This window comes from Pseudoalteromonas sp. D15MCD-2, from assembly GCF_038562745.1.
Lineage (GTDB): Bacteria > Pseudomonadota > Gammaproteobacteria > Enterobacterales > Alteromonadaceae > Pseudoalteromonas.
In genome coordinates this window covers 2,376,793-2,402,237 of record NZ_JBCFQE010000001.1, presented here as the reverse complement: position 1 = coordinate 2,402,237, position 25,445 = coordinate 2,376,793, and the positions used below count along the sequence as shown (strand labels likewise).

Here is a 25,445-nt window from a genome sequence, read left to right as displayed (position 1 = left end):
TTCCTTTACTACCAGTTATAGATTAAGGATAAACTATTGTTTTGCGTGTTTTAAGAAAAAAATGAGTTGTTTCTCATTATAAAGACTTATTTTCGCAAACGGCCTACACCTTATACTTATTATTCATATTAATAACGCAGTTGATTCGCTATGTTAACGGTTGATTTAAGAGGCTATAAGTGCCCTCAACAATTTATTCAGTTTAAATTAGGGTTGAATAAGGCAACATCAATTAAACAACCCGTGACTTTTACATTTAATGCTGCTGAGGCAACGGACGATATGCAGCGATTTTTAGAAAAAAATCATTACCATTTTAAAATTGACCTAGAATTAGGTGTGCTAACAGTGGAGCCCATTCGTGTTTGAGTATGTAAAAGCGTGGTACGAAAATAAATTTTCTGATCCCCATTCAGTAACTTTGTTGTTACTGCTTATTGCAACCTTTGCATTTTTCTACTTTTTTGGTTCGTTAATCGTGCCAGTTTTAGTTGCCTTGGTGATTGCCTATTTACTTGATTGGCCTGTTGCTCACTTGGAAAAGCTGGGTTTAAAGAGGTTTACCGCAACGATTCTTGTTATGTTGGTATTCAGTGGCTTGATGATCATGATTATTGTCGGCATGGGGCCCGTGCTTTGGCAGCAAACTAGTAATCTAGTTCAAGAAACCCCTTACATGATTGAAAAAGGTAAAGCGCTGCTTTTACATCTTCCTGAAGATTACCCAAGTTTGATTACTGAAGATCAGGTTAAATCAATTGTTACCAGTGTAGAGACCAAAGCGATTGAGTTTGGTCAGTTGGTGCTATCGGTGTCATTAACTTCGATTAAAGATGTGGCAGCTTGGCTGATTTATCTGATCTTAGTGCCGCTCCTGGTGTTCTTTATGCTTAAAGATAAATTGGAACTCACACAAAGTGCTGAGCGTTTATTGCCTAAGCAACGCCGCTTGATCATTCAAGTATGGCAAGAAATGAATCAGCAAATCATGAATTATATTCGCGGTAAGGTATTTGAGATTTTAATTGTTGGTACTGCATCTTTTATCGCTTTTGCAGTGCTTGACCTTCGCTATGCGGCTTTACTCGGCGTGTTAGTAGGCTTGTCGGTGCTTATTCCATTTGTTGGGGCGGCATTGGTGACCATTCCAGTTGCTGCGGTGGCGTTATTTCAATTTGGTTTAGAAACACAATTTTGGACCATTTTAATCATTTATGGCGTGATCCAAGCTCTTGATGGCAATGTGTTAGTGCCGTTACTGTTCTCTGAAGCGGTCGATTTAAACCCAGTGTTTATTATCGTTGCAGTACTGTTTTTTGGCGGTTTATGGGGCTTTTGGGGGGTGTTCTTCGCAATACCGCTGGCTTCATTAGTAAAAGCGCTTATAAATGCCTGGTCTTCTAAGCAGGTTGAGCTAATAGAAAGTTAGCTTAGTCTTAAAAAGTATAGAAAACGCACTTTACTGGCTAATTGATTATTATAATTTAGCCGTGAAAAATGTAAAATAGGTTATAAGATATATCTTTTAGTAATATGGTGCGTTTTACATGGCAAATTTTTACCTTCCTGACGATGCTAATCAGCAAATTTATTTAGATGCGAATGCAACGACTCCTGTACTTCCTGAAATTGCCGATGTGGTTTCGCACACGATGCAAGTTTGTTTTGGTAATCCATCAAGTTCTCATATTACGGGTATTCAAGCAAAACACTTATTAGAACAAACGCGTAACAAAGCACGTGAAGTCATTGGCGCAACCGATGGTGATATTTTATTTACTTCAGGTGCAACAGAAGGTATTCAAACAGCGGTTGTTTCAACACTTATTGCTGCAAAAAGTCATCAAATCGAGAATCCGGTATTACTTTATGGGGCAACAGAACATAAAGCGGTGCCAAATACCCTAAAACATTGGAACAGCGTGCTTGATATAAACGCACAGGTATTAGCTATTCCAGTAGATAAAAACGGTATTTTAGACCTCGAGTTTATTCGTAAACATGCTGCGAATGCACTGATGATCTGTACTATGGCAGTAAACAACGAAACCGGTGTATTCCAAGATTTAAGCGCTATTGAGCAAGTCATTCGTAGTGAAAACAGCCATGTGGCTTGGATGGTTGACTGCGTACAAGCATTAGGCAAAACCAACTTAGCGCTAAGCCAAACAACCATTGATTATGCTCCATTCTCTGGCCATAAATTGTATGCCCCTAAAGGTATTGGCGTACTTTATATTCGTAAAGGCAGTGCGTATACACCATTTATTGCTGGTGGCGGCCAAGAAAGCGGTATGCGATCTGGTACAGAAAATTTACCGGGCATTGCCGGTTTAAATAAGTTGTTCTCGTTATTACTTGATAAACAAAACCAAACATTCAAGCCAATTGAGCAGCTACATGCTTTTCGCGAGCAATTATTAGGTGCACTTACAGACACCTTTGGCAGCATCACGTTTAATCACAGTTTTGAGCATTCAGTGCCAACAACATTAAACTTTGCTGTGAACGAATTAACCAGTAAAGAGGTGATGGATTTATTTGATGCGGCGGGTATCCGTGTTAGTGGCGGTTCTGCATGTAGCTCAGGCGCAAATCGTAGTTTTGTTTTAGATGCGATGGGAGCCAGTGATTGGCAAAGTGAAAACGCGATACGTATGTCGTTTGGCCCAGCTGTTAACCAACAAGAGATTGACTTTGCTTGCGATAAAATCCGTTCTTTAAAGCCGATTCTAGAAGCAAACTGCTTAGTTGTATCTGATAGTACATCGCCTCAACACGAAGTGTGTGCGATTGGCTTGACACAGCTACGTCATCAAGCAGCGTGCTGTTGGCTATATGTAGACAGCGATAAAAACGCAGTGGTGATTGATCCTATTATCGAGCTTATTCCGCGTATGGCGAAAATTGTCGCGACACAAGGTCTATCAGTAAAAGCGATTTTAGATACCCATAATCACCAAGAGCGTTTATCGGCTCGTTGTTTATTATCAAAAGAGCTCGCAGAACGTTTTGTTGCTAATGAAATAGATGAACTTGGCTGGCCTAAAGATTCAGCAACCATCGAATTAAGCGAAGCACGCTTAACTAAAGTAGCGACACCGGGTCATAGTGACGATAGTGTTAGCTATTTATTGTCAGATACACAAAGCGGTGATATCAGCTATTGCTTCTGTGGTGATTTAATCCTACCAGGTGGCTTAGGTAACACAGCAATTAGCGGTGGCGATGCTGCGAAAATGGCTCAGTCATTAAAACAGCTTGCTATGGCAGTGCAAGATTCTACGGTAATTTGTTCAGGGCATGATTATCAGCAATGTTTTGCTATGGATTGGCATGCACAAAAGGCAACGACACCGTTATTAGCAAAACTATTAAGTGAACAAGTATCAGATGATGAGTTTGTTGAATTAAAGCAACAAGCGGATGAGCAAAAGCATACTGTAAGTCATTCTCTATGTGGCTATGTTGAAACACTTGAAAGTGCACCAATGAAACAGCTTGCTGCAAGTGATGCTAAAGTAATGCTAAACGATAAAGCCACTTACTTAATTGATACTCGTGAACCGTATGAACATGGTGCGAATAATTTGGCTGAAATATTCACAGTTGCTGATAGCAAAGTGATCAACATTCCACTGAGCCGTATGGCAAACGCTATCGTGCAAGGGCAGCTTGATAAAGACCATTGCTACATTTTGGTTTGCCGAAGTGGTAATCGTTCTAAACAAGCGGCAAATAATTTGTCGCAGTTAGGGTTTGAAAACGTTTATAACTTAAATGGCGGTTTAGCATTGCTTTAATAAGTAATATCAATTCAGTCATTAAAAAAGCCGCTATAGAGCGGCTTTTTCGTAACTTGTATAAACTAGGCCGTTGTAGGGCCTGAGCTTTCCCGTACCACTAATGAAGGGGTAAAGGTCGTGATGATGTCTTTATCTTGATTACGTGCACCACGGGTTTTTCTAAACAGTAAACGCGCTGCATGTTGCGAAATCACATCATTCGCCTGATGGGCTGTAGTGAGTTTAGGCCAAGTCTGACGAGAGAACGGTGAGTCCTCGAAGCCGGTGATTGATAACTGCTGTGGAATTTCAATTCCCATTAAGCGTGAGGCGAATAACGCGCCAGCTGCCATTTCATCGTTACCGCCAAGAAGGGCAGTTATGTTTTTCGGGTTATTCTCACCTAATAATGCTTTTGCACCTTCTACACCTGATTCGAAAGAATACTGGCCTTCGTAGATCAGCTCATCATTCATCGAGATGCTGTGATCTTTTAATGCAGCCTGGTAACCCTCTAAGCGTTCAGTTGTTGATTTATGCTCTTTGTCACCACATAAAAAACCAATGTTTTTGTGGCCAAGGGAGAGTAGGTGAGAAGTAATTTCGTACGCAGCGGCGTAGTCGTTCACATAGATACAAGTGTCTTGGTCTTCTTCTGTAGGGCGACCCGAGAGTACGCGTACATAATGGATGCCCATTTCATCAAGCATATCGATAATGCTATTTTGCTCTGACAGCGGTGGCGTTAATACAAGGCCTGCTAAGCGAGAGCGCTTGATCATGGTTTTAAAGTCTTCTTCCATGTTGCCATCAAGGTAGTTACATGGATGAATCACCAGCTCATAGCCTTCTTCTTTACAGCGCGACAACACACCATTTTGCATATCGATGACATAATAAGCATTCGGGTTGTCATAAACTAAACCAACAGTAAAAGACGATGTGCCTGCTAGGTTACGAGCTGCAAGGTTTGGTTGATAGTTCAACGTGTTAACAGCGTCCATCACTATGTCGTACGTTTTTTTTCTGACCGATGGCTCTTTATTAATTACTCGCGATACGGTTTTCATTGAAACACCAGCGAGCTTGGCTACATCATTTATGGTTACTTTCATACTGTTACTTTATAGTTAGTTATATTTGTATTATAATAATATCGAAAAGTGTTCACCAGAGCGCTTTTTCTTAATAGGTACATTAATATTTAATATAAGTTGGTTAGTGTATCTAATGTTCTACCAAATTAGCAGTAAAATAATTGAGATAATTTTTATGATACCGGTGTCAAAAGAGAAAAATTGCGCTATTATCTCGACTATAAAATGTAAAAGTAGAACATTGACAGCGTTGTCATTTTAACTTAGTGTTAATTTTCATCGTATTTTTAATTGCTGTCTTTATTCAACATTAATAAAAAGATAGTTAAAAATCAGTTTGTTGCAAGTTTTGAGGGGATTATATATATGAGCAGCCGTTCGCAATTAGCTAGTTGGCAAGCACTATCTGAAAGTGCCAAGAAGATGAAACAAATTCATCTTAAAGATTTATTTGCCAAAGATAGCACGCGTTTCGAGCAATTCTCTGCTCAGATCCCAGGTGTATTATTCGATTACTCAAAACAACAAATTGATAAAACTGTTTTTGAACAATTAATTGCTTTAGCGAAAGAGTGCGATATCAGCGCATGGCGCGACAAGATGTTCAGTGGTGAGAAAATTAACATTACTGAAGACCGTGCTGTACTTCATACTGCTTTACGTAACCGCGCTAACACAGCTGTAATGGTAGATGGTGAAAACGTAACAGACGCTGTTAACGCTGAGCTTGCTAAAATGAAAGCCTTTGTTGGCAAAGTACGCAGTGGCGAGTGGTTAGGCTACACAGGTAAAGCTGTAAAAGATGTTGTTGCTATTGGTGTAGGTGGTTCAAACCTTGGTCCGCAAATGGCAACCGAAGCACTTGCTGCTTATGCTGACGACACATTAAATGTTCACTATGTATCAAATGTTGATGGTGTTCAAATTGCATCTGTTTTACAGGGTTTAGATGTTGAGACAACATTATTTGTTATCTCATCTAAAACATTTACAACCTCAGAAACCATGACTAACGCTAAATCGGCTGTTGAGTGGTTTTTACAAACAGCACAAGCGCAAGAACATATTGCTAAGCACTTTGTAGCTGTAAGCACCAATTTAGAAAAAACAGCGGCCTTTGGTATTGCTGATGAAAACGTATTCACAATGTGGGATTGGGTAGGCGGTCGCTTTTCTTTATGGAGTGCGATAGGATTACCAATCGCCCTGTACCTAGGCTTCGACGCGTTTGAAGAGATCCTAGAAGGTGCGTTTGAAATTGATGAGCATTTTAAAAATGCTGAATTTGAAAATAACGTACCATTGTTAATGGCGCTTTTAAGTGTTTGGAACACTAGCTTTTTAGGTTATACGGCACAAGCTATTTTACCGTATGACCAAGCACTACACATGTTACCTGCGTATTTACAGCAAGGTGAGATGGAAAGTAACGGTAAACACGTTACTTTTGCTGGTGAAACGGTTCCTTACACGACGGTTCCAATTATTTGGGGTATGACAGGTATTAATGGCCAACATGCTTTTTACCAATGTCTGCACCAAGGTAATGTAATTGTACCTGCTGACTTTATTGCCTCAATTGAGCCGCAAGTCAATGTTGGTAAGCACCATGATATTTTATTATCAAACTTCTTTGCACAAACCGAAGCGATGATGGCTGGTGTTGATGCAGAGCAAGTAACTGCAGATTTAACCGCAAAAGGTAAATCTGAAGCAGAAATTGCAGAATTATTGAATCATAAGATTCACCAAGGCAATCGCCCAACAACGTCAATGTTGTTAGATAAAGTTGATGCGAAAACGGTAGGACGTTTAATTGCGCTTTATGAGCACAAGATCTTCTGCCAAGGCATTATCTTAGAAATCTGTTCATTTGACCAATGGGGTGTAGAGCTAGGTAAGGGACTTGCCTCTAAAATTGAAGCTGAATTATTTGATGACGCAGTCAGTCATCCACACGACAGCTCAACCAACGGACTGATCGCTTACTATAAAACACATCGTAAGCAGTAATAGATTCGCAGCAACAGCTGCAAACCGAATACCTTTGAACGGGTAGCGCTGGAGTTCTTAGGGCCTGTATTTTTGTGAGAGGATTTACAGAGCCCCTAAGACTCATTTACTTCAGCTAACATAAGAATAATGAGTAAACTACTTACAACAAATTCAACAGGCTTTGTTAAAGGGATCATCTAACACAGCCAATCAACCAGATAACAACACGCACTGCCATACTGCATGAGTCGATTAACATGGCATTGCCAATGTAGAGAGTGATATATGTTAAATCCATTTGATATCGTAATTTTTGGGGGCGGCGGTGATCTTGCGTTACGTAAGTTACTTCCTGCAATGTATCGCGCTTATCAAGAGGGCAACCTTCCTCAAGGTTCTCGTATCCTTCCTACGGTACGTGAAGAAAGCAAACGTAAAGAATACATCGAAACAGCACATAAAGCCTTACAAGACTTTTTAGGTAAAGGTGAGTACAACGCAAAAGATTGGAAAGCATTTTCAGCTTATCTTGTGCCGGTTGTAACAAATGTAACCGAAGCCGATGACGACTGGGATAAACTAAAAGATATCCTTGATGAACACGATGCTGATAAGTCTCGTGTTTTTTACCTTTCATTACCACCTGCAGTGTACGGTAGCTGCTGTGAAATCTTATCTAAGAAAGGTCTGATCACAGAAACGTCACGCGTTGTTGTTGAAAAACCGATTGGTTACTGTGGTGAGTCTGCTGAAGCAATCAATGCAAAAATTGCTGAATACTTCAAAGAAGAACAAGTATTCCGTATTGACCATTACTTAGGTAAAGAAACAGTACAAAACTTAATGGCACTGCGTTTTTCAAACTCACTGTTTGAAAACCTGTGGGATGCTAAATCAATCGATAACATCCAAATCAGCTTATCTGAAACTGTGGGTCTAGAAAGCCGCGCTGGTTTCTACGATAAAGCGGGTGCATTACGCGATATGGTACAAAACCACTTGTTACAATTACTTTGCTTAGTGGCAATGGAATCACCAAACAAATTAAACGCGAACAGCATCCGTACTGAAAAATTAAAAGTACTTGAGTCGTTACGTCCGTTAGTGGCTGAAGATGTTGATGCAAACATTGTACGTGGTCAGTATGTACCAGGTAACTTAGACGGTAAAATCGTTCCAGGTTACTTAGAAGAATTAAACGAAGGTGCGAGCAAAACAGAAACTTTTGTTGCTATTCGTGCGCACATCGATAACTGGCGTTGGGCAGGTGTTCCTTTCTATCTTCGTACTGGTAAACGTATGAAAAAGCGTTGTGCTGAAATCGTTGTTGAATACAAAAAAGTATCTCACAACGTTTATACCGACAACGTAGGTAACATTGAGCCAAATCGTCTTGTTATTCGTCTGCAACCAGAAGAAACAATTCAATTAACACTGATGTCTAAGCGCCTTGATAACCTTGAGATGCAATTAGAACCAGTAACCATGAACATTGAGTTATCGCAAGCGTACAGTAATGGTTTCCATTCAGATGCTTACAAGCGCTTAATGTTAGATGCCGCAGCAAATAACCCATCACTGTTTATTCACCGTGATGAAGTGCGTCAAGCATGGAAATGGATTGACCCAATCATTGAGCGTTGGCAAGAAAAAGGTGCACCATCGTTATACCGAGCTGGTACATGGGGCCCTGAAGATGCAGATGAGCTTTTAGAAGAAAACAACCACGTTTGGTTTAACACAGGCGATAAGGCGTAATTAAGATGGCAACAATTGTTGAAAAATTCTTTGCAAACAAAGACGAATTAACAGCTGAGCTTTCTTCAAGCCTTGAACAAAGCCTTGTTGCTGGTATTAAAGAAGATGGTCGTGCGGTACTAATGGTATCGGGTGGCTCATCGCCAGCACCTGCTTATAAGCACTTATCGAACCTTGAACTTGATTGGGCAAACATTGATGTTGCTATGGTTGATGAGCGTTGGGTTGATGCTGATCATGAAAAAAGTAATGAAGCATTTATCAAAAGCACGCTATTACAAAACCATGGTGCAGCAGCTAATTTCGTAACAATGAAAAATGATGCATTAACGGCACAAAACGGTGTTGCTGAATGTGAAGCTGCATACAAAGCATTAAAGCGTCCTTTTGATGTGACAATTTTAGGCATGGGTCCAGATGGTCATACGGCTTCTCTTTTCCCTCATGCCGAAGGTCTTGAACACGGTCTTGCGACAGATGATTTAGTATGTGCAATTAACGCTATTGAAAGCGATGTAACAGGTAAAATCACTGAGCGTATGACGTTAACTTTATCTGCGATTGCAGATTCTAAAGTTGTGAAGCTTTTAATTAGCGGTGAAGAAAAACTGGCTGTTTACAAGCAAGCGAAAGAAGGCGGTGCAGTTGCTGACATGCCTTTACGTGCAGTATTGAATCACCCACATATCAATATTGAAGTTTATTGGGCGCCTTAATCGCCTGATTAAACTCAATGTCAAAAGCGAGCTATTATGCTCGCTTTTTTGTTTTTAAATTCTCATCTTTAACAAACGATTTTGCATAAATACGCTTTCTTTAAATAGCCCGATAAAGTGTTAGACAAGTACAAAATGGCTCTATATAATTAAAAATGACAACGCTGTCATTGTTATTGGTTATTATTCTCAATATCCCCTTTAACTCATTCTGCCCAGAAAAAGTTAAAAATAATTTGTACATGACAGCGTGCTTTCAGGAATAGGTTAGTTTTTTAAGCTAATTTATTGTTAGATAAAAGGTTTTATATAACTTTTAGTTATGGTTAATAAACGCCCAATGGAAACTAAAGCTTACAAAAACACATGTAAATTTTAGTAAATTTCAAAAACTCATCCTTTTGCTCTTTTCATCTGCAATATCACTCATGCTATATTTGCGCCGTTTATTTGTAACAATTCTTAAAAACTCAATATTAAATATTAGTTATATCAATAACTTGATTATTTCGTTGTAAATTTTTTGCACAAATTAACCAAAAAGATGTAGCACAAATGTAATTTAGAGTGTATGGTTTGTTACTAGATGACAGCGTTGTCATCATCACTGGGCAGAAGTGATATAAAAAACCAACAAAATGATTCAAGGGGAATCCTGTGTTAGCTAAAAATTTTAAGAAAAGCTTATTAGCAGTTAATATCGGCCTCGTAATGAGTGCTGGGTTCACTGGCGCTGCATACGCAGCAGATGAAACTAAAGTTCAAGAAGATGTTGAAGTAATTGAAGTTCGCGGTATTCGCCGTTCACTTGAAGCTTCAATGAATACTAAGCGCTTTGCTGACAGCGTTGTCGATGCTGTTTCTGCAGAAGACATCGGTAAGTTTCCTGATGGTGATGTAGGTGAAGCACTTGGTCGTATTTCAGGTGTTGCTGTTAACCGTCAATTCGGTCAAGGTCAACAAGTGTCTATTCGTGGTGCTTCAAGCCAATTAACACGCACACTTTTAAACGGTCAAACTGTTGCATCAACAGGTTGGTATGACCAACAATCAATCGACCGTAGCTTCAACTACACGCTTTTACCACCTGAATTAGTTGGTGAAATCCAAGTTTATAAATCTTCTCAAGCTGACGTTGTAGAAGGTGGTGTTGGTGGTACTGTTATTGTTAACACTCGTAAGCCACTTGATCTTGACGCTGGTACAACTTTCTTAAGTGCAAAAGCCGACTACGGCACAATCTCTGAAGAAACAGACCCTCAAGTTTCTGGTTTATTTAGCTGGAAAAATGACGAAGAAACATTCGGTCTACTAGGTTCAGTATCTTGGGCTGAAACAAACTACCAACGTAACGGTATCGAATCACTGATCGGTTGGGGTGATATTGTTCCTACTACGTTCCAACAAGAGCGTGAACGTACAGCATTAAATGCAACTTTCCAGTATCGTCCTACAGAAAACCTAGAGCTAGGTTTAAACATCATGAGCCTTGAGTTAGATGCAAACAATGCAAATACCTCAAACTTTGTAATGTTCCCTGACGACAAAGAAGCAGCTTGTGAGCAAACAAATGCATCAGGTACATGTACTTTCTACCGTCGTACTGGTGAAGGTGTAAATCCAGGTTGGACTCAAACTTGGGCACGTATCGCAAGCATGTCATCTGACACTGCTGATTTCAGCCTTAAATACGAAGCTGACTACTTCACATTAAAAGGTCGTTTCGGTACAACTGAATCAGAAGGTGGTACAGACCTAACAGCAAACTACGGTAACTTCATCGGTGTTCCATCTGATTACGCTGGTACTTATGATGCTACCGGTGATGTAATCAAAATTGATATCAATAACAAATACTTTGAAGCATCAGATTTTGCGGGTCCATTATCTCCAGCTGGTTGGGCACTTAAAAAGCAACCTAACACAGATGAAGAAACTTACGCACAGTTAGACCTTTCATTCCCTGTTGATTTTGGTGCTATCACAGCAATCAAAACAGGTTTCCGTTGGGCTGACCATGAAGTAAAACAAGAGACTTACTCAACTACTTTAGTTGATACATTACCAAGTGGTGATGGTGAGACTTACTACTCAGGTACAATGTCATCAGGTGCAGGTTTCACTTTACCTGAGCCAGATTTTGACAAAATGGTATCTGATGCACGTGCTGCAATTGCAAGCTTCGATAATGATTCAGCTGTATACCGCTCAGGTTACGGTACAATCGAAGAAGAAAACTTCGCAGTTTACGCAATGGCAGAGTTCTCTGCAGAATCTATCCGCGGTAACTTCGGTTTACGTTATATCTCTACAGATGCAGAATCAGATTACTACGGTTTTGCAAATGGTGAGTACGAAAGTTCACTAAGCACAGATAAAGCGAGCTACAACGACGTATTACCTAGCATCAATATCGCATTCGATTTAGCTGAAGATGTAATTTTACGTACCTCTGCTGCACAAGTTATTGCACGTCCTAACTACACAGATATGTTCTCTGCATCATCTTTTGCAGGTTACGCTGATGGTACAGCAAATAACGAAGTACTAACTAAAGGTAACGTAGGCCTTAACCCATTCAAAGCAACTCAAGCTGATTTAGGTATCGAGTGGTACTTTGATGGTGACGGTATGGTAAGTGCAACTTACTTCTTCAAAGACATCACATCATTTGTTACTTCAAGCCAAATCTTGAATCAACAAATCGGTGTTGTAGACCCAGATACTCAAGGTGATAACTGGACGCTATCTACTAAGCTTAATGCAAGTGGTGGCCAAATCGAAGGTATCGAGCTACAAATTCAAGATGGCTTTGACAGTGGCTTTGGTTACTCAGCAAACTATACATTCGTAGATGCACCATCAGAAGCTGAAAACTACCCAGATATGATCCCATTATTCTCAGATTCGTCTAAGCATACTGTGAACTTAGTGGGTTACTATGAAACAGATACTTACTCAGCACGTTTAGCTTATAACTGGCGTTCAGAGTACATGATCCGTGAGCTACCTGGTTTCTACGGTAACCGTGAGCATCAATCATACGGTACACTTGATTTCAGTGCTAACTACAGCGTAACTGATAACATTGACGTAACGTTTGAAGCTGTTAACTTAACTGAAGAAGACAGCGTACAAATCGGTGTTGCTCCTTCTGATGCGGAAGTAGTTCCTGAGCTTCGTAACGGCTACCCAGCATGGAGCTTTGAAGGTGAAGCACGCTACAAGCTAGGTGTATCACTACGTTTCTAATTTGATTTAGATAACGAAATTAAGAAAGCCCAGCTCGCACTGGGCTTTTTTGTGAGTAAAAAGTGGGCGAGTAAAAATGATAAAAAAAATCGCAATTGTTGGTGGCGGAACAGCAGGTTGGTTAGCCGCTAACCATTTGGGTCATGCGCTTTTGCAAAGTGGCATTGAGATCACGTTAATCGAGTCTCCTAATATTGCCAGCATAGGTGTCGGTGAAGGTACTGTTCCTTCGATGCGCAACTCTTTGCAAAAATTTGGTATCAGTGAAAGTGACTTTATCAATGAATGTGATGTTACTTTTAAGCAGTCAATCAAGTTTGTAAATTGGCTAGATAAACACAAACATGGTGCTAACTTTTACCATCATTTATTTGATCACCCACATATATTCGGTGAGGAGTTAACGCAGCAGTGGCTTGTTGAGGGTAACGGTAATGATTACGCAGACTTTGTTTCTAAGCAACATGCGTGTTGTGAAAATAACCTAGCACCGAAAACAATTGCGACACCTCAATATGCAGGTATCAATGGCTATGCCTATCATTTTGATGCTAAAAAGTTTGCTGCTTTCTTAGGAAGCCATGCCACGCAACATTTTGCTGTAAAACACCTGTTTGCAGAAATTAAAGATGTCAGCTGTGATGAGCAAGGGTTTATTACACACCTAATCGACTCAGAAGGTAACGCCTTAGAATTTGACTTTATTATTGATTGCTCCGGTTTTTCGGCTGCCTTTATTGGGCAAAAACTAGGGGTGGGCTTTGTTGATAAGTCAGATAGTTTATTAACTGATACTGCAATCACATTGCAGGTACCGACACAAAGCGATGATGAATTACCGCCTTACACTATTGCTACGGCACACCAAGCTGGTTGGATCTGGGATATTGCGCTCACAGAGCGAAGAGGAGTGGGGTTTGTTTATTCATCTAAGTATATGAGCGATGAGCAAGCACACGCTAAATTGCATCATTATTTAGGTAATAAATTTGAGCACTTAACGCCAAGAAAGATCCCGATGAAAGTAGGGCATAGAGAAAAAATGTGGCACAAAAACTGTGTCGCTATAGGCTTGTCACAAGGGTTTGTTGAGCCACTTGAAGCAACTGCCATCTTAATTGCAGACTTTTCTGCGGGGTTATTAGCAAAGCGTTTTCCGCGTACCCGAGATGACATTAACTTAGTTGCTGGTGATTACAATCAGCAGGTGAATTATGTATGGCAACAAACGTTCGATTTTATAAAAATGCATTACTGTATTTCGGATAGAACTGATTCAGCCTTTTGGCGTGATAACAAAAAAGCCGACCAGTTATCAGACAAACTAAAAAATAACCTAACACGCTGGCAGCGCTTTACACCAGTACGCGAAGACTTTGCCAGTAAGTTCGATTTATTCGACTTAGAAAACTACTTATATGTATTGTTTGGTATGCATTATGTACCCACCAAGCAGCAATATAAGCAGAGCGACAATCAACAAGTTGCTAAATTTAAACAGCAGCGCGTCAAGCAGTTATTAAATGAGCTACCTAAGCACAGAGAGCTGTTAAATAAAATAAAGAAATTTGGCTTACAGAAAAACTAACTTTATTAACTGAGCTGGCTAAAAAAGTATTAGTCAGCTTAGCTAATTCTAAAAAATGAAGAGATAGATAAACGACTGTTGCTTAGATCATTGCTGTACTTTTTGTGATTAAAAAGAGCTGCGCTATGCAATAGGTTACTCTTATAAATTACGAGCCTATTTACCTTCGCTTCAATATCCACCACTTTTTCAAAAAGCGCTGTTGTTTCATTTAAATAGCCTTGATGAGTTGCGCTGTGTTTTTCTGTATCAGCAATCATGTTATGCACGCTATTTTGGTTATCAGCTGTCACTTTAATTATGTTCTCGGGGAGGTATTTGTATATGCCTGTGCCGCCCCATTCTTTAGGAGACAAATAATGCACTGCTGCAAATGTTTTATCATCCGTTGAATCAATATGTGGCATACGCTGCAAGGTATTTAATTCATTCGCATTTTGAGTAACTAATGAAAGCTTACAGCGGTGAAGATATAAATTATTTTCACCGCTTGTAATGATTTCTTGCTCTAAAAGTTCGTTAAGTAGCTGCTCACAAGCTCGGTAGTAAGGCGCAGGCATTTCATCTCGTTTTCCTGGGTAGAGTGTGCCATCGCTGCCTAAAGGCTGGAAATAGGCCGTCTGTGTAGCAAATTGATAAATAGGCTCAAGGCTGTGTAAAAAGTCATCAACAATAATGACAGTCTCATTAATTTCAGCAATGAAAACGCTGCTTACTTTATAGTCTTTATTTAATTGATAGCTTTCCATTGTTTGCCTCAGTCTCTCCATAATTGTTGAATATACTAACAAAAATAGTGGCTTATGCGTGATAATATTTACTTGCTTATAGCTTGTTTTTTCATCATTTGGGGTTGATTGGTAATGTAGGTAAATTTGTTAATTTATAATGTACAAACTGCCACAAAATTTTCACTTCCTTTTTGTTGCCAAAACCTATAGGCTTTGGGCACTAACAGCAAAAACATATTATAAAATTAATGGAGCAGTATCATGGCGGAGCAACAAGTACAGCCTTTACATAACGAAAAACATGCCAACACTAAAATTCAAAATGGCATCAACATTGAGTTCATGAAAACTCAGCACTTAGTACCTGTGGTTGCACACGAATTTGCACGCATCGCAAATGAATTCCCAATGGCATTTGTTAAAAACAACGAATCAGGTCAATTCCAAGCAGTTGCTTTATTTGGTCTAGAGCCAGGCGAGAACCTTTTCATTCAAGACGACAAATGGACAGCTGCATTTGCACCTATGTCTATGACTCGTTACCCACTAGGTCTTGTTAAGCACCCAGAAGCTGACCAATTTGGTATCGTAATCGACGAAGCAAGCCCACTTGTAAGCGAAGAAACAGGTAATGCACTTTTCGAAAACGGTGAAGAAACTGAGTACCTTAAGCGTCGTAAAGAAGCACTTGTTTCTTTCATCGAGTTCTCTCAGGTAACTGAAGCATTCACTAAGTACCTTGCAGACAAAGAACTACTAGTAGCTCAAACGCTAACTGTAGAAATCAAAGGTGAGAAAAAAGACATCAACGGTATCTACCTTGTTGATGAGAAAAAACTTAACTCACTAAGTGATGAAGAGTTCTTGGACCTTCGTAAGCGTGGCTACTTAGCACCTATCTACTCTTTCTTAACGTCTACTCACCAAGTAGCACGTTTAGCACGTTTAAAAGCAGCTCAAGCTTAATTTTAAACAGCTGAAAAAAAGCGCCATTTGGCGCTTTTTTTGTTTCTTTCGTCGGTTAAAGCTTGAAATGCAGCGCCTAATTATTCACATTGGGCTTACAAACTAAAATAAATATAAGTGCCCCTATGTTAAAAACATTACTCACCTCAGCCATTGCCCTTAGCGCATTATCATTTAGTACTTTAAGCCACAGTAGTGATCAACCTTTTGCTATCGCCATTCATGGTGGTGCAGGAACGATTGAAAAGAGCCGCTTCACGCCAGAGCAAGAAAAAGCTTACCGTGCAAAACTAAAAGAAGCCGTTGAAACAGGCTATGCCGTGCTTGAAAAGGGTGGTGAGAGCCTAGATGCTATCACTGCGGCAATTAATGTGCTGGAGAACTCGCCGTATTTCAACGCTGGTCGCGGTGCTGTATATACTTATGACGGTGCACATGAGCTTGACGCATCGATTATGGATGGTCGTACACGCCAAGCTGGAGCTGTTGCTGGGGTTAAACACATTGAAAACCCAATTAACTTGGCGCGCTTAGTGATGGAAAAATCAGTGCATGTTATGCTCAGCGGCCAAGGTGCTGAAGAGTTTGCAAAAACTCAAGGTATGCCGCTGGTTGAAAACAACCTATTTGATACTGAGCACCGTTATAAAGCGTTATTAAAAGCAAAAGAAAAGCTCGATAAACAAAAAGTAACTAGCAAAGACTACCAAGCTGCACACAAAGCCCTGCCGGTTAATTACAAAATGGGCACTGTCGGTGCAGTTGCACTTGATAAAAACGGTAATATCGCTGCAGGTACTTCTACAGGTGGTATGACAGCAAAACGTTTTGGTCGTGTAGGTGACTCACCAGTGATTGGTGCGGGGACCTTTGCTGAAAACGAATCATGTGCAGTATCTGCGACAGGCCATGGCGAGTACTTTATTCGCTACAATGTGGCAGCTGATATTTGTGCTCGCGTAAAATACCAAGGTAAAACTATTGTAGAAGCGGGCAACGAAGTGATCCACGATGTATTAATGCCTATAGGTGGCACAGGCGGTGTGATCATTATTGATGCTAAAGGTAACATTAGCTTGCCGTTTAACACCGCTGGTATGTACCGTGCGAGTAAATCAAATACATCACCAACGTATGTGGGTATTTTTAAAGACGAGTAATTACCTGTAACGAATCTTCAGACAATAAAAAACCGAGTTCACAACTCGGTTTTTTATTGCCACCAAAGTTATTGGCGATTAATTTTTACCTTGAAGGGGGTTTCATCTTGATTCGTTGAACGATAAGGGTTGATATCTAAACCACCACGGCGTGTATAACGGGCATACACTTCTAACTCTTCGAGGTTTAACTGCTGCATTAAATCGCAGTAAATACGCTCTACACATTGCTCATGAAATTCGTTGTGAGTTCGAAATGAAATTAAATATTTTAATAAGGCTTCATGGCAAATCGCTTGGCCTTTATAACGAACAATCACACTCGCCCAATCAGGCTGTGAGGTGATCAAACAGTTCGATTTTAGTAAGTGACTGTGTAGGGTTTCTGAGACAATCTCATCACCATTATGGCGAAGTGAGCTTGCATCAATATCATAGCTGGTGATTTCGATATCCAGATCATCAATACATTCGCCCGGTAACGCTGAAAATGGCAAACAATTGAAATCATCTGCTTGGTATAAAGTAACGACCACCGGTGCATTAACTGCATCTGACAAGTCTTTGCTAAGCGCTTGATGTACGCCATCTAGCGTCTCAAAACGTGTTTGATTAAAGCTATTTAGGTACAGTTTGAATGACTTAGACTCAATGATATGGCTGCTCTGACAAGGAAATACAAACGTTGCCACAGCGACCATTGGCTTACCCTTGCTATTTAGCCACGATAATTCATAGCCAGTCCAAATATCTTGGCCTTTAAACGGTAAGTTATCTTCGCTAACACCTAATGCATCACGGTTTAATTTACGGGCAATAGGAAACAGTAAACTTGGTGTGTAGGTATCTACATACTCTGTGCTTTTACCAAGAACACTGTTTTTCAGTTCGGGTGAGTTGCTGTAATCTGTCATCTTTACACTTTTGTAGTTACAATGGCGGCATTATACCTAAAGCCAATGAGTTTCGCAGTATGTCTGTTTCTACAAAACTAGATAAGTTACATCAAGCATTTAGTGAAAAATGCCTCGAACGCACAGGAAAGCTTCCTGTTATTGAACATGATACAGCATGGCCAAGTCCATGTGAGCAGGGCGAAGTAGATGAGCAGGGGCTTATTCAGTGGTGTGCAGTTCCACAACAACCTGCTGGCAGTTTAGAAGACTTAGCCAAGGCACTAGAGTTATCGTTTCCTGAAGATTTAAGCCCATTGTTTGGTCATGTCTATGCGGGTAATTTGTTATTGAGTATTGATGATCATCACATTGAACTGCTACAAGCATGGAATGAAGATGATTTTAGCCGCTTACAGCAAAATATTACCGGTCACGTGTTAATGAAGCGCAAGCTAAAGCAGCCAGAAACCGTATTTATTGGTCTTACAGAGCAAGATGATCTACTGATCACTGTATTAGTCGAAAGCGGTGAGGTTTGCTTAGAGTATGTGGGTAAAAAACCACATCATGTGCTAGCGAATAGCATCAGTGAGTTTTTAGACAAAGTAACGGTGTAAATTTAATAAGTAAAAAGGGGCGGTTGCCCCTTTCGTGTATTTGGTTTTTGCCTTTTTAATTTATTGCCTTTATTAAGCTATTGAAAGTCCCACGAGATATTCGAAACAATGCCACAGGGCTCACAACGAAAATCAAATAAGCCAAACCATGGCTCTGGTAATTTCCACTCGCCATCGCAGCTTGGGCAGCGACGTTTAAGCTCTGACTCTTTGTCAACGCCGCCTACACGATATAAATAGTAATAAACCGGCTTCTTGGTTAGAAAACTAATACGTTTCGTGATATCGCGACCACGGCGGTATAAGTCACTCTTGATGCTAGTTAGCTCTTCAAGCGCAGGAAATTCACAACGGGTTGCACCATTGATCTGAATTTGATCGCACGCTTGCCAGTCTTCTTGCCATTTAATGAGTGTTTTGTAATCGCCATTGGCAATTGCTGGAATGCGAAATAACGGCACAGGCAAAAAGTCATCACCACAATAAAGCGGGCTACAGGTGTGCACGTACGTGGTATACAAAATATAGCACGACGGATCATGACACATGTCTGCGCCATTTGAGTGAATGTCTTGGCCGACCACTTTAACTTTTGGTGCCAGTAAGCCTGCAGTGTTTAATTGCTCAATGCTATGTTTTACAAACGGGCTATGGTTGAGCGGATGCATCGCATCTTCGGTTGGGCACATTACACGAGTAATGAAAAATCCATCTTTTAAAACCGTTGGGAATTCATCACCAATTATTTGGCCGTTAAAACGAAGCGCATTCACTAGGCGGTTTATCGCCTGCTCAGCAAGCTCTAAGGTAGTATCTTGGTAGCAATCAAAAGTCAGATCGACAACAAACATTATTTTTTCTCAAGCAGTGCTAATAACCTATCTAATTTAGCTTCAATACGATCCAATTGACTTTCTTTTGGTGTACTCAGTTGTTCATTTGACGGGTTATTGATGAAATTATTAATTGAATCCGGATTGTTTTTATATTGGCTAACCGCAGCGATGATCACAGGCATCGGCATTGGTTGGGCTAGCTTACTTTTAGTTAAGGCAACTGTCGGGGTTTTACCTTCATCAAGAAGGGTTTTAATTGCATCAAATACAACGGCATTCATTTTTGTATAAACTCTTTTATAAAGACTAAAAAGCACCGCAGTATATGGGCTGCAGTGCGCGCGTATGGTAGCAATAATAGATGTGGAGTGAAATTACTTTCCTAATTTACGAGCTAAAAGAATGTTATTTTAGCTCGTAAATTAGGTTGCAGGCGTTACTGGCGTAACCTTGCGTCTAATTCATCAATCACCTCGCTCCAAGCACCATCTTCTGCAAGTGATTCTGCTAAAAAGTGTTGCTGAGCTTCATCCCAAAAAGGCGCTTCCTGCAATAGGGTTGTATCAGACAGTTGATGGGATGCTATAAAAGCATCTATTTCACTTTCTTTGCTCGGTAAACCAAGTTGTGCAAATAGGGTCGAAATATCATGTTTTGTCGTATCCATAGTTCTGCTCCTTGTGTATGGCGATAATTATTACTGCTTGAACTTAATGATGATGAACCGCAGTTTAACTTACGCTGAATTTGTCTTTAATCGCTGTTGGGTATATACCTTATAGTCTAGTACGAAAATAATAAAACAAATAAAAGGATGAGTATTTTGACAGTTGCTGAACCCGAAACCTTAAGTGTGCAATACCTTAGTGCTGAAGATATTAGCACTGCCGCAAGCCTTATTTATCAAGCCTATCATGATGATCCCGTTCTTCAGAATGTATTAGGTTTTCAACAAGATAACCCAAGTAAATATGAAACTAAATTACGTGCTTTAGTACGTGAAGAGCTAGCAAGTTTCTGGCAAGAAAAGCAGCCTCTAATAGGTCTTTACTCACAAAGTAGATTAAAAGCCATTGCCTGTGTATTCGATTCGGCAAGTGAACTGCAAGCTGAACGATACTGGCATTGGCGCTTAAAACTGATGCTTAGTGCGGGTTACTTGCAAACCAATCAGCTTATAGAAAAAGAGCGCACTATTCGTGAAGCGCTCTCGAGTAAAGGCCATTATCTGTTTTTAGCCTTTATAGCCGTTGACCCACATTTTCAGGGGCAAGGTTTAGGCAGATATCTGCTACGAGGGCTTGATGATTTAGTTGAGTCAAGCAATCAAGCAAGTGGTTTAGCCGTATTTGTTACTCGCTCTGAACAGCGCGAATTCTTTAGCTCTGAAGGGTTTGAAGTGTTCAAAGCATTAAGCTTTAACCAAGTTGAAGGTGACTTGATGTTCAAAGCAGCAAATTGACAAAAGGACGTTTTGGAAATAGCAATGTGAGATAAATCTCACATTGCTGTGCGTTTTATCAGTTTAATGCCTTTAAATTTGTACCCATAATTGCTTATTGTAATGATTTTAAAGGATTTATTGTTTTTGTCATTTTTGTGACTTAGAAAAAATTACTTTTTATGCCTACCAAGATATCCGCATTTCTCTAAACTTAATCATGTCAAGAAGACGCAGGTTCAACGATTGAACTGATGCCAAGGATTAGGATTATGGCAACAAAGCAAGAAGCTTAGCAGGAAGCAAAGGGACAAGAGCTAGGGAAGCAAGGAAGAACGAGGACACTGCCAGGATGCAGTACAATCGCGGAGCGATTGAAAAGGACTGACCAAAGGATGATTTTAGCAGGAAGCTAAAGGAGCGTTTGGAAAACGAAGTGGATAGCCATTGACGGCAAGAGGACGGCACTAGGATGTGTTAAATGTTACATGAAGTAGCATGGTGGGTGTATCGGATGTATACCCGTTCAGGGGAAAGATAAAAAGGCAGCTTCGGCATAAGTAAGGATACTTAATCATGGAAGTAGCAAGATTGGGGCGTGGCTATTAGCTACGCCTTAGTTCTTTCTGGGGGTTGCACTTCTCGCACTTGCAATTATTCTTGTATAACTCGCAACTCGCAACTCGCAACTCGCAACTCGCAACTCGCAACTCGCAACTCGCAACTCGCAACTCGCAACTCGCAACTCGCAACTCGCAACTCGCAACTCGCAACTTAAATCTTATGCGGCGGTATTACTACGCTTTTAAGTAATTCGTTTTCCATGATCAAAACGCCTTGATACACGTTTTGTCCATCACTAGAAAACTCAAAAATAAATTCGCTTTTTATACCTGGTTTACCGTTTTTTAAAATGCCAAGTCGGCGCTTATTGCAAGCAACACTCATCAATTGCACATTTAATTGCTCAATTTGTCTTTGTGCATGAAGATTAGCTGCTTCGGCCACTTTTCTGTTTAACCAAAAAAAGTAGATGATGCTGCCAATGATGATGAGTGTCCACAAGCCTGCCATTTACGAAAATAACCTTCCAATTGCTCGAGCGAGTGTTTCGCTACGATTTTCTTTTCTTAATAAACCTAGTAGGTGAGGGCGAATACTAGGAATTGCAACTAAATCGGTGAAAATACTCACAAACAGTTGTTCAATTTCAGTGTGGTGTGCACAGCAATCCATAAACACGTGTAAGCGTTCTGGGTCTTCAAGTGTGCTAAAACAGCGCCCCGCAATCGTTAGTAGTACATCTGACTGGGTGTTCATATCAGAGCGTAATACAGCATCAACAAGTTGCGCAGTTAAACCTTGTGCTGGTGTTTTTGATAAGCTTCTAAGAGCTGCGACAAGGGCGATGTCGTCTTTATTTTCTATGGCGTTTAAACCATAGGCTAACAATTGCTCTGCAAACACGGGTTCGATTGCAACATGTTCAAGCATTGCACTTAGCGGCTGTAATACTTCGACTGGTAATTGCCCCCAAGCGGCTTGTAGAATTGCTAAATTGTTGTCGTTATCTAAACGCATCGCAAAGTCTGCAATACCTTGTACTGCAACACTTTGCCAATTATCAAAACCGAGTTTGCCTGAAAAATACAGCTGCGCATATTCGTAATACTGTGAAGCACTTTGTTTAAGCAAACATTTAACCTGTGCATTAAATGCCGCTAACTTGTTGGCGTTTGGCGTAAATACATACGGGTTGTTGTCTAATTTGCCTTCGGCATTTTCACCGGTAATTTCTGTACCAAGCGCTTCAATTACCATATTTGCGAAATGATCGCGGCTTGCGCTTACAAGACGGCTTTGCTCATCTAGGGGGAATTTTAAAAACCATACATAAGGTTCTTTAGACGCTTTTACATCCCAAAATTGAATAGCAAGCCAAGCATGACCAGCAAGCGGGTAAGGGTAAGGGATTTTTGTTTCTTCAATGGCAAGAAATTGTTTTTTGTCTAATTTCGTGATGTGTCTGCCAATATCGAAGGCACGCCAAGTGGTGCCTGCTGCATCCAGAAGTTGCCCTAAAGTGGCGATCTGCTCAGTCATAAAATCTCAATTACCGTTTTTAATCTATATCAGCCGTGAATTATACGCCATACCATGGCGCCTTGGAACAGGGTATACTAAGCACAAAGGTATTAAGAGTTTTACAATGCATCAACAGACTTTGGCGCTGCTGCGCGAATTAGAATCCACATTACAACGCCATTCACTTTGGCAAACAACACCGATTGACCCAAGTGCACTCAATTCTAGTGTGCCGTTTTGTCATGACACCATGGCTTTTGAGCAATGGCTGCAATTTGTTTTTCTTGAAAAAATGCATACCCTCATTGCACATGCCCAGCCTTTACCCCGTAATTTTGCAATTGCACCTATGGCTGAAATGATGCTGGCACAACACAGCGGCGGTAATGATGTGATTAACGTTTTACAAAAACTCGATCAACTTTTGAGTGATGACTAAGATGCAAGAGAGTGTTAAGCCACAATTTGATGAGTTAACGATTCTGTACCGAGATGAAAATTACATTGCGATTGATAAACCATCCGGTTTATTGGTTCACCGTTCGTTTTTAGACAAACACGAAACCCAATTTGCAATGCAAATGCTGCGTGACCAAATAGGCCAACACGTGTTTCCTGTACATCGTTTAGATAGACCAACTTCAGGCGTATTACTGTTTGCGTTAAGCTCAGAAGCAGCCCGTGACATGAACCAGTTGTTTATTGATGGGCAAATTGAAAAACGTTACTTAGCTTTAGTAAGAGGCTTTTTAAACGAATCAATCTTCTTAGATAAACCTTTAAAAGAAGAGCTTGATAAAATTGCCGATAAGTTTGCTGATCAAAATAAAGCACCGCAAGAAGCACAAACGCAATTTCATTGCCTGCACCAAGCAAGCTTGCCTATTCCAATTGGTAAATACCCAACAGTTCGTTACTCGCTGGTGGAGTGTTTTCCAAAAACTGGCCGCAAACATCAAATTCGTCGTCATTTAAAACATTTATCATTGCCAATTATTGGTGATGTAAATCATGGTGATAATCAGCATAATCAATTTTTTAGAGAGCATTTTAAACTTCGTCGGTTAATGTTATTTGCCTCTGAATTAAAGTTTGTGCACCCTTATAGCAAGCAACCAATAACAATTAGAGCGCCTTTAGGCGATGCAATGTTAACGATTTGCCAGCAACTTGGCTGGCCAACAGAAGAAAAGGATTATTATGGCAACCATTAGTATTTTTGTCGGCAGTGTTTACGGCGGTGCTGAGCGTTTAAGCGAACAAGTTATTGAAGTCATTGAAAAGTCTGAGCATCAAGCGCAATTAGTTGAAAATGGCACGGTTGATGACATGCTGGCTGCGTCACATATTTTAGTGATCACTTCAACGACGGGTCAGGGCGATATTCCTGACAATTTAATCGCTTTATATAGCCAATTAAATGATCAATTTCCTATGTTAACAGGCAAGCAATACGGCATTATTGCTATGGGCGACCGCAGCTATGGCGATACGTTTTGTGGTGCAGGTCGCAGTTTTGATGAGCTGTTTCGCGATTTACAGGCAAAACCTGTTGGTCATCGTTTAGAAATTGATGCCTGTGAAGATTTTGAGCCTTGGCCTGTTACTGAGCCATGGTTAAATGAATGGCTGACAAAAATTAGTTAATGCCTCTTATTAGCTAGTGTCTCTTAAAAGTGCTGATTGAATAAGCAATTGGCACTTTCCCCTTGGTTTTTCGAGTACAGAATCTGTGACCTTGGTGATATACTTAACCATCATTTTATGAGGCTGTTATGATTTCAAAAAACCAACTGAAACTAATTCGTGCATTAGGTCAAAAGAAATACCGTAAGCAATATAACCAGTACCTTGTTCAAGGCGAAAAAAATGTACTTGAATTACTAAACAGTGGTTTTAGCATTGCTCATATCTTTGCGACTCCTGCATTTATTTCTGCGCATCAATCAGCACTTGCAGCCCATCAAGTCATTGAAGCAGATGAAGACAGCCTTACCAAAGCTAGTACGCTTGTTAGTAACAACGCCGCAATTGCTGTTGTTGATATGCCAAGTGAGCAAGCATTACCAACATCGGGACTTATTTTAGCCCTTGATGGCGTGTCGGATCCGGGGAATTTAGGAACGATTATTCGTGTTGCTGATTGGTATGGTATTAAGCATATTGTTACCAGCAAAGACAGTGCGGATGCTTATAACCCGAAAACTATTAGCGCCACAATGGGTTCATTTGCTCGCGTGTGTGTCTCGCAAACTGATTTAACCAGTTACTTACCAAGCCTAAACCTCCCAGTGTATGGTGCATTTTTAGAAGGTGAGAACATCCACAAAACTGCTCTTAAACAAGATGCCGTATTACTAATGGGCAGTGAATCTCATGGTATACGTACTGATTGCGAAAGCTTAGTTACTGATAAAATAACCATTCCGGCTTATGGCCAAGCAGAATCGCTTAATGTAGCGATGGCAACGGGTATTATTTTAGATAATTTTAAGCGCCACGCTTAACCTTTTACCCTAAAA

At 40.3% G+C, this 25,445-nt stretch carries 24 protein-coding genes; 16 read left to right on the top strand and 8 right to left on the bottom strand.

The genetic code is table 11. From position 1 onward, the window contains the following. Positions 1 to 150: 150 nt before the first annotated feature. The 3 genes from AADY36_RS10990 to AADY36_RS10980 all read left to right on the top strand — a co-directional run bounded on the left by AADY36_RS10990 (position 151) and on the right by AADY36_RS10980 (position 3,803). On the top strand, positions 151 to 369 hold the full coding sequence (locus AADY36_RS10990; protein WP_250660106.1) for a sulfurtransferase TusA family protein: 219 nt from the start codon (positions 151 to 153) through the stop codon (positions 367 to 369). Further along, on the top strand, positions 362 to 1,429 hold the full coding sequence (locus AADY36_RS10985; protein ID WP_055021923.1) for an AI-2E family transporter: 1,068 nt from the start codon (positions 362 to 364) through the stop codon (positions 1,427 to 1,429). The genes AADY36_RS10990 and AADY36_RS10985 overlap by 8 nt, the downstream gene beginning before the upstream one ends. A gap of 118 nt (positions 1,430 to 1,547) precedes the next feature. Further along, a complete protein-coding gene (locus tag AADY36_RS10980) occupies positions 1,548 to 3,803 on the top strand; it encodes an aminotransferase class V-fold PLP-dependent enzyme (protein WP_342408977.1) in 2,256 nt (751 codons plus the stop codon). A gap of 65 nt (positions 3,804 to 3,868) precedes the next feature. Here the strand turns inward: AADY36_RS10980 and AADY36_RS10975 are convergent, their stop codons facing one another. Then, complete coding sequence (locus AADY36_RS10975; protein WP_054563608.1) at positions 3,869 to 4,900, bottom strand: LacI family DNA-binding transcriptional regulator; 1,032 nt, start codon at positions 4,898 to 4,900, stop codon at positions 3,869 to 3,871. 348 nt (positions 4,901 to 5,248) lie between these two features. Between AADY36_RS10975 and pgi the strand changes: the two genes are divergently transcribed. The 5 genes from pgi (at position 5,249) to AADY36_RS10950 (ending at position 14,191) form a co-directional block, all read left to right on the top strand. After that, a complete protein-coding gene (pgi, locus tag AADY36_RS10970) occupies positions 5,249 to 6,895 on the top strand; it encodes a glucose-6-phosphate isomerase (RefSeq protein WP_058586232.1) in 1,647 nt (548 codons plus the stop codon). Positions 6,896 to 7,162: 267 nt separating this feature from the next. Further along, entirely contained in the window at positions 7,163 to 8,635 is a 1,473-nt protein-coding gene (gene zwf, locus AADY36_RS10965) for a glucose-6-phosphate dehydrogenase (RefSeq protein ID WP_054563610.1), read from the top strand. Between the two features lie 5 nt (positions 8,636 to 8,640). Next, the gene (pgl, locus tag AADY36_RS10960; protein WP_054563611.1) at positions 8,641 to 9,351 is read left to right on the top strand and encodes a 6-phosphogluconolactonase; all 711 of its coding nucleotides are present in this window, start codon (positions 8,641 to 8,643) and stop codon (positions 9,349 to 9,351) included. Between the two features lie 657 nt (positions 9,352 to 10,008). Then, complete coding sequence (locus tag AADY36_RS10955; RefSeq protein WP_095209793.1) at positions 10,009 to 12,603, top strand: TonB-dependent receptor; 2,595 nt, start codon at positions 10,009 to 10,011, stop codon at positions 12,601 to 12,603. A gap of 76 nt (positions 12,604 to 12,679) precedes the next feature. Next, the gene (locus AADY36_RS10950) at positions 12,680 to 14,191 is read left to right on the top strand and encodes a tryptophan halogenase family protein (RefSeq protein ID WP_342408976.1); all 1,512 of its coding nucleotides are present in this window, start codon (positions 12,680 to 12,682) and stop codon (positions 14,189 to 14,191) included. A 38-nt stretch (positions 14,192 to 14,229) separates the two neighbouring features. Here AADY36_RS10950 and AADY36_RS10945 read toward each other — a convergent pair whose 3' ends face one another. Further along, positions 14,230 to 14,940: a DUF6445 family protein gene (locus tag AADY36_RS10945; protein ID WP_342408975.1), complete on the bottom strand. Its 711-nt coding sequence runs from the start codon at positions 14,938 to 14,940 to the stop codon at positions 14,230 to 14,232. A gap of 243 nt (positions 14,941 to 15,183) precedes the next feature. On the opposite strand from AADY36_RS10945, the gene AADY36_RS10940 reads away from it, so the two are divergent. Further along, the gene (locus AADY36_RS10940; RefSeq protein ID WP_054563614.1) at positions 15,184 to 15,888 is read left to right on the top strand and encodes a SapC family protein; all 705 of its coding nucleotides are present in this window, start codon (positions 15,184 to 15,186) and stop codon (positions 15,886 to 15,888) included. A 125-nt stretch (positions 15,889 to 16,013) separates the two neighbouring features. Then, entirely contained in the window at positions 16,014 to 17,048 is a 1,035-nt protein-coding gene (locus AADY36_RS10935) for an isoaspartyl peptidase/L-asparaginase family protein (protein ID WP_054563615.1), read from the top strand. A 68-nt stretch (positions 17,049 to 17,116) separates the two neighbouring features. On the opposite strand, the gene queF is transcribed toward AADY36_RS10935, so the two are convergent. Further along, positions 17,117 to 17,962 (bottom strand): NADPH-dependent 7-cyano-7-deazaguanine reductase QueF, encoded by an 846-nt coding sequence (gene queF / locus AADY36_RS10930; RefSeq protein ID WP_342408974.1) that lies wholly within the window; start codon positions 17,960 to 17,962, stop codon positions 17,117 to 17,119. 59 nt (positions 17,963 to 18,021) lie between these two features. Between queF and syd the strand changes: the two genes are divergently transcribed. Further along, on the top strand, positions 18,022 to 18,561 hold the full coding sequence (gene syd / locus AADY36_RS10925) for a SecY-interacting protein (RefSeq protein WP_054563617.1): 540 nt from the start codon (positions 18,022 to 18,024) through the stop codon (positions 18,559 to 18,561). Positions 18,562 to 18,638: 77 nt separating this feature from the next. On the opposite strand, the gene AADY36_RS10920 is transcribed toward syd, so the two are convergent. The 3 genes from AADY36_RS10920 to AADY36_RS10910 all read right to left on the bottom strand — a co-directional run bounded on the left by AADY36_RS10920 (position 18,639) and on the right by AADY36_RS10910 (position 20,064). Beyond that, complete coding sequence (locus AADY36_RS10920; RefSeq protein ID WP_054553724.1) at positions 18,639 to 19,412, bottom strand: Zn-ribbon-containing protein; 774 nt, start codon at positions 19,410 to 19,412, stop codon at positions 18,639 to 18,641. After that, entirely contained in the window at positions 19,412 to 19,678 is a 267-nt protein-coding gene (locus AADY36_RS10915; RefSeq protein ID WP_055021916.1) for a hypothetical protein, read from the bottom strand. Before AADY36_RS10915 ends, AADY36_RS10920 begins: the two co-directional genes overlap by 1 nt. 155 nt (positions 19,679 to 19,833) lie before the next feature. Next, complete coding sequence (locus AADY36_RS10910) at positions 19,834 to 20,064, bottom strand: DUF2789 domain-containing protein (RefSeq protein ID WP_036969581.1); 231 nt, start codon at positions 20,062 to 20,064, stop codon at positions 19,834 to 19,836. Between the two features lie 147 nt (positions 20,065 to 20,211). On the opposite strand from AADY36_RS10910, the gene AADY36_RS10905 reads away from it, so the two are divergent. Beyond that, entirely contained in the window at positions 20,212 to 20,859 is a 648-nt protein-coding gene (locus AADY36_RS10905; protein WP_054563618.1) for a GNAT family N-acetyltransferase, read from the top strand. A gap of 753 nt (positions 20,860 to 21,612) precedes the next feature. Here the strand turns inward: AADY36_RS10905 and AADY36_RS10900 are convergent. Both AADY36_RS10900 and AADY36_RS10895 read right to left on the bottom strand, forming a co-directional pair. Continuing rightward, positions 21,613 to 21,912: a DUF3301 domain-containing protein gene (locus AADY36_RS10900; protein WP_054563619.1), complete on the bottom strand. Its 300-nt coding sequence runs from the start codon at positions 21,910 to 21,912 to the stop codon at positions 21,613 to 21,615. Next, complete coding sequence (locus tag AADY36_RS10895; RefSeq protein WP_342408973.1) at positions 21,913 to 22,941, bottom strand: DUF3549 family protein; 1,029 nt, start codon at positions 22,939 to 22,941, stop codon at positions 21,913 to 21,915. A gap of 106 nt (positions 22,942 to 23,047) precedes the next feature. Between AADY36_RS10895 and AADY36_RS10890 the strand changes: the two genes are divergently transcribed. From AADY36_RS10890 to AADY36_RS10875, 4 genes are all read left to right on the top strand, one after another. Further along, the gene (locus AADY36_RS10890) at positions 23,048 to 23,362 is read left to right on the top strand and encodes a YqcC family protein (protein ID WP_054553719.1); all 315 of its coding nucleotides are present in this window, start codon (positions 23,048 to 23,050) and stop codon (positions 23,360 to 23,362) included. 1 nt (position 23,363) lies between these two features. Next, positions 23,364 to 24,137, top strand: coding sequence for a tRNA pseudouridine(65) synthase TruC (gene truC / locus AADY36_RS10885; protein WP_055021913.1), 774 nt, complete (start codon positions 23,364 to 23,366; stop codon positions 24,135 to 24,137). Beyond that, positions 24,124 to 24,570 (top strand): flavodoxin, encoded by a 447-nt coding sequence (locus tag AADY36_RS10880; RefSeq protein WP_054563623.1) that lies wholly within the window; start codon positions 24,124 to 24,126, stop codon positions 24,568 to 24,570. The genes truC and AADY36_RS10880 overlap by 14 nt, the downstream gene beginning before the upstream one ends. Before the next feature lie 128 nt (positions 24,571 to 24,698). Further along, positions 24,699 to 25,430 (top strand): TrmH family RNA methyltransferase, encoded by a 732-nt coding sequence (locus AADY36_RS10875; protein ID WP_342408972.1) that lies wholly within the window; start codon positions 24,699 to 24,701, stop codon positions 25,428 to 25,430. Positions 25,431 to 25,445: the final 15 nt, after the last annotated feature.

Excerpts from the sequence above, each read along its gene's own strand:
- AADY36_RS10935 (WP_054563615.1), top strand. The coding sequence starts at position 16,014 with ATGTTAAAAACATTACTCACCTCAGCCATTGCCCTTAGCGCATTATCA.
- zwf (WP_054563610.1), top strand. The coding sequence starts at position 7,163 with ATGTTAAATCCATTTGATATCGTAATTTTTGGGGGCGGCGGTGATCTT.
- syd (WP_054563617.1), top strand. The coding sequence starts at position 18,022 with ATGTCTGTTTCTACAAAACTAGATAAGTTACATCAAGCATTTAGTGAA.
- AADY36_RS10975 (WP_054563608.1), bottom strand. The coding sequence starts at position 4,900 with ATGAAAGTAACCATAAATGATGTAGCCAAGCTCGCTGGTGTTTCAATG.
- AADY36_RS10945 (WP_342408975.1), bottom strand. The coding sequence starts at position 14,940 with ATGGAAAGCTATCAATTAAATAAAGACTATAAAGTAAGCAGCGTTTTC.
- AADY36_RS10940 (WP_054563614.1), top strand. The coding sequence starts at position 15,184 with ATGGCGGAGCAACAAGTACAGCCTTTACATAACGAAAAACATGCCAAC.
- AADY36_RS10990 (WP_250660106.1), top strand. The coding sequence starts at position 151 with ATGTTAACGGTTGATTTAAGAGGCTATAAGTGCCCTCAACAATTTATT.
- AADY36_RS10950 (WP_342408976.1), top strand. The coding sequence starts at position 12,680 with ATGATAAAAAAAATCGCAATTGTTGGTGGCGGAACAGCAGGTTGGTTA.
- AADY36_RS10890 (WP_054553719.1), top strand. The coding sequence starts at position 23,048 with ATGCATCAACAGACTTTGGCGCTGCTGCGCGAATTAGAATCCACATTA.
- pgl (WP_054563611.1), top strand. The coding sequence starts at position 8,641 with ATGGCAACAATTGTTGAAAAATTCTTTGCAAACAAAGACGAATTAACA.
- pgi (WP_058586232.1), top strand. The coding sequence starts at position 5,249 with ATGAGCAGCCGTTCGCAATTAGCTAGTTGGCAAGCACTATCTGAAAGT.
- AADY36_RS10900 (WP_054563619.1), bottom strand. The coding sequence starts at position 21,912 with ATGGCAGGCTTGTGGACACTCATCATCATTGGCAGCATCATCTACTTT.
- AADY36_RS10880 (WP_054563623.1), top strand. The coding sequence starts at position 24,124 with ATGGCAACCATTAGTATTTTTGTCGGCAGTGTTTACGGCGGTGCTGAG.
- AADY36_RS10915 (WP_055021916.1), bottom strand. The coding sequence starts at position 19,678 with ATGAATGCCGTTGTATTTGATGCAATTAAAACCCTTCTTGATGAAGGT.
- AADY36_RS10910 (WP_036969581.1), bottom strand. The coding sequence starts at position 20,064 with ATGGATACGACAAAACATGATATTTCGACCCTATTTGCACAACTTGGT.
- AADY36_RS10875 (WP_342408972.1), top strand. The coding sequence starts at position 24,699 with ATGATTTCAAAAAACCAACTGAAACTAATTCGTGCATTAGGTCAAAAG.
- AADY36_RS10905 (WP_054563618.1), top strand. The coding sequence starts at position 20,212 with ATGAGTATTTTGACAGTTGCTGAACCCGAAACCTTAAGTGTGCAATAC.
- truC (WP_055021913.1), top strand. The coding sequence starts at position 23,364 with ATGCAAGAGAGTGTTAAGCCACAATTTGATGAGTTAACGATTCTGTAC.
- AADY36_RS10920 (WP_054553724.1), bottom strand. The coding sequence starts at position 19,412 with ATGTTTGTTGTCGATCTGACTTTTGATTGCTACCAAGATACTACCTTA.
- queF (WP_342408974.1), bottom strand. The coding sequence starts at position 17,962 with ATGACAGATTACAGCAACTCACCCGAACTGAAAAACAGTGTTCTTGGT.
- AADY36_RS10980 (WP_342408977.1), top strand. The coding sequence starts at position 1,548 with ATGGCAAATTTTTACCTTCCTGACGATGCTAATCAGCAAATTTATTTA.
- AADY36_RS10895 (WP_342408973.1), bottom strand. The coding sequence starts at position 22,941 with ATGACTGAGCAGATCGCCACTTTAGGGCAACTTCTGGATGCAGCAGGC.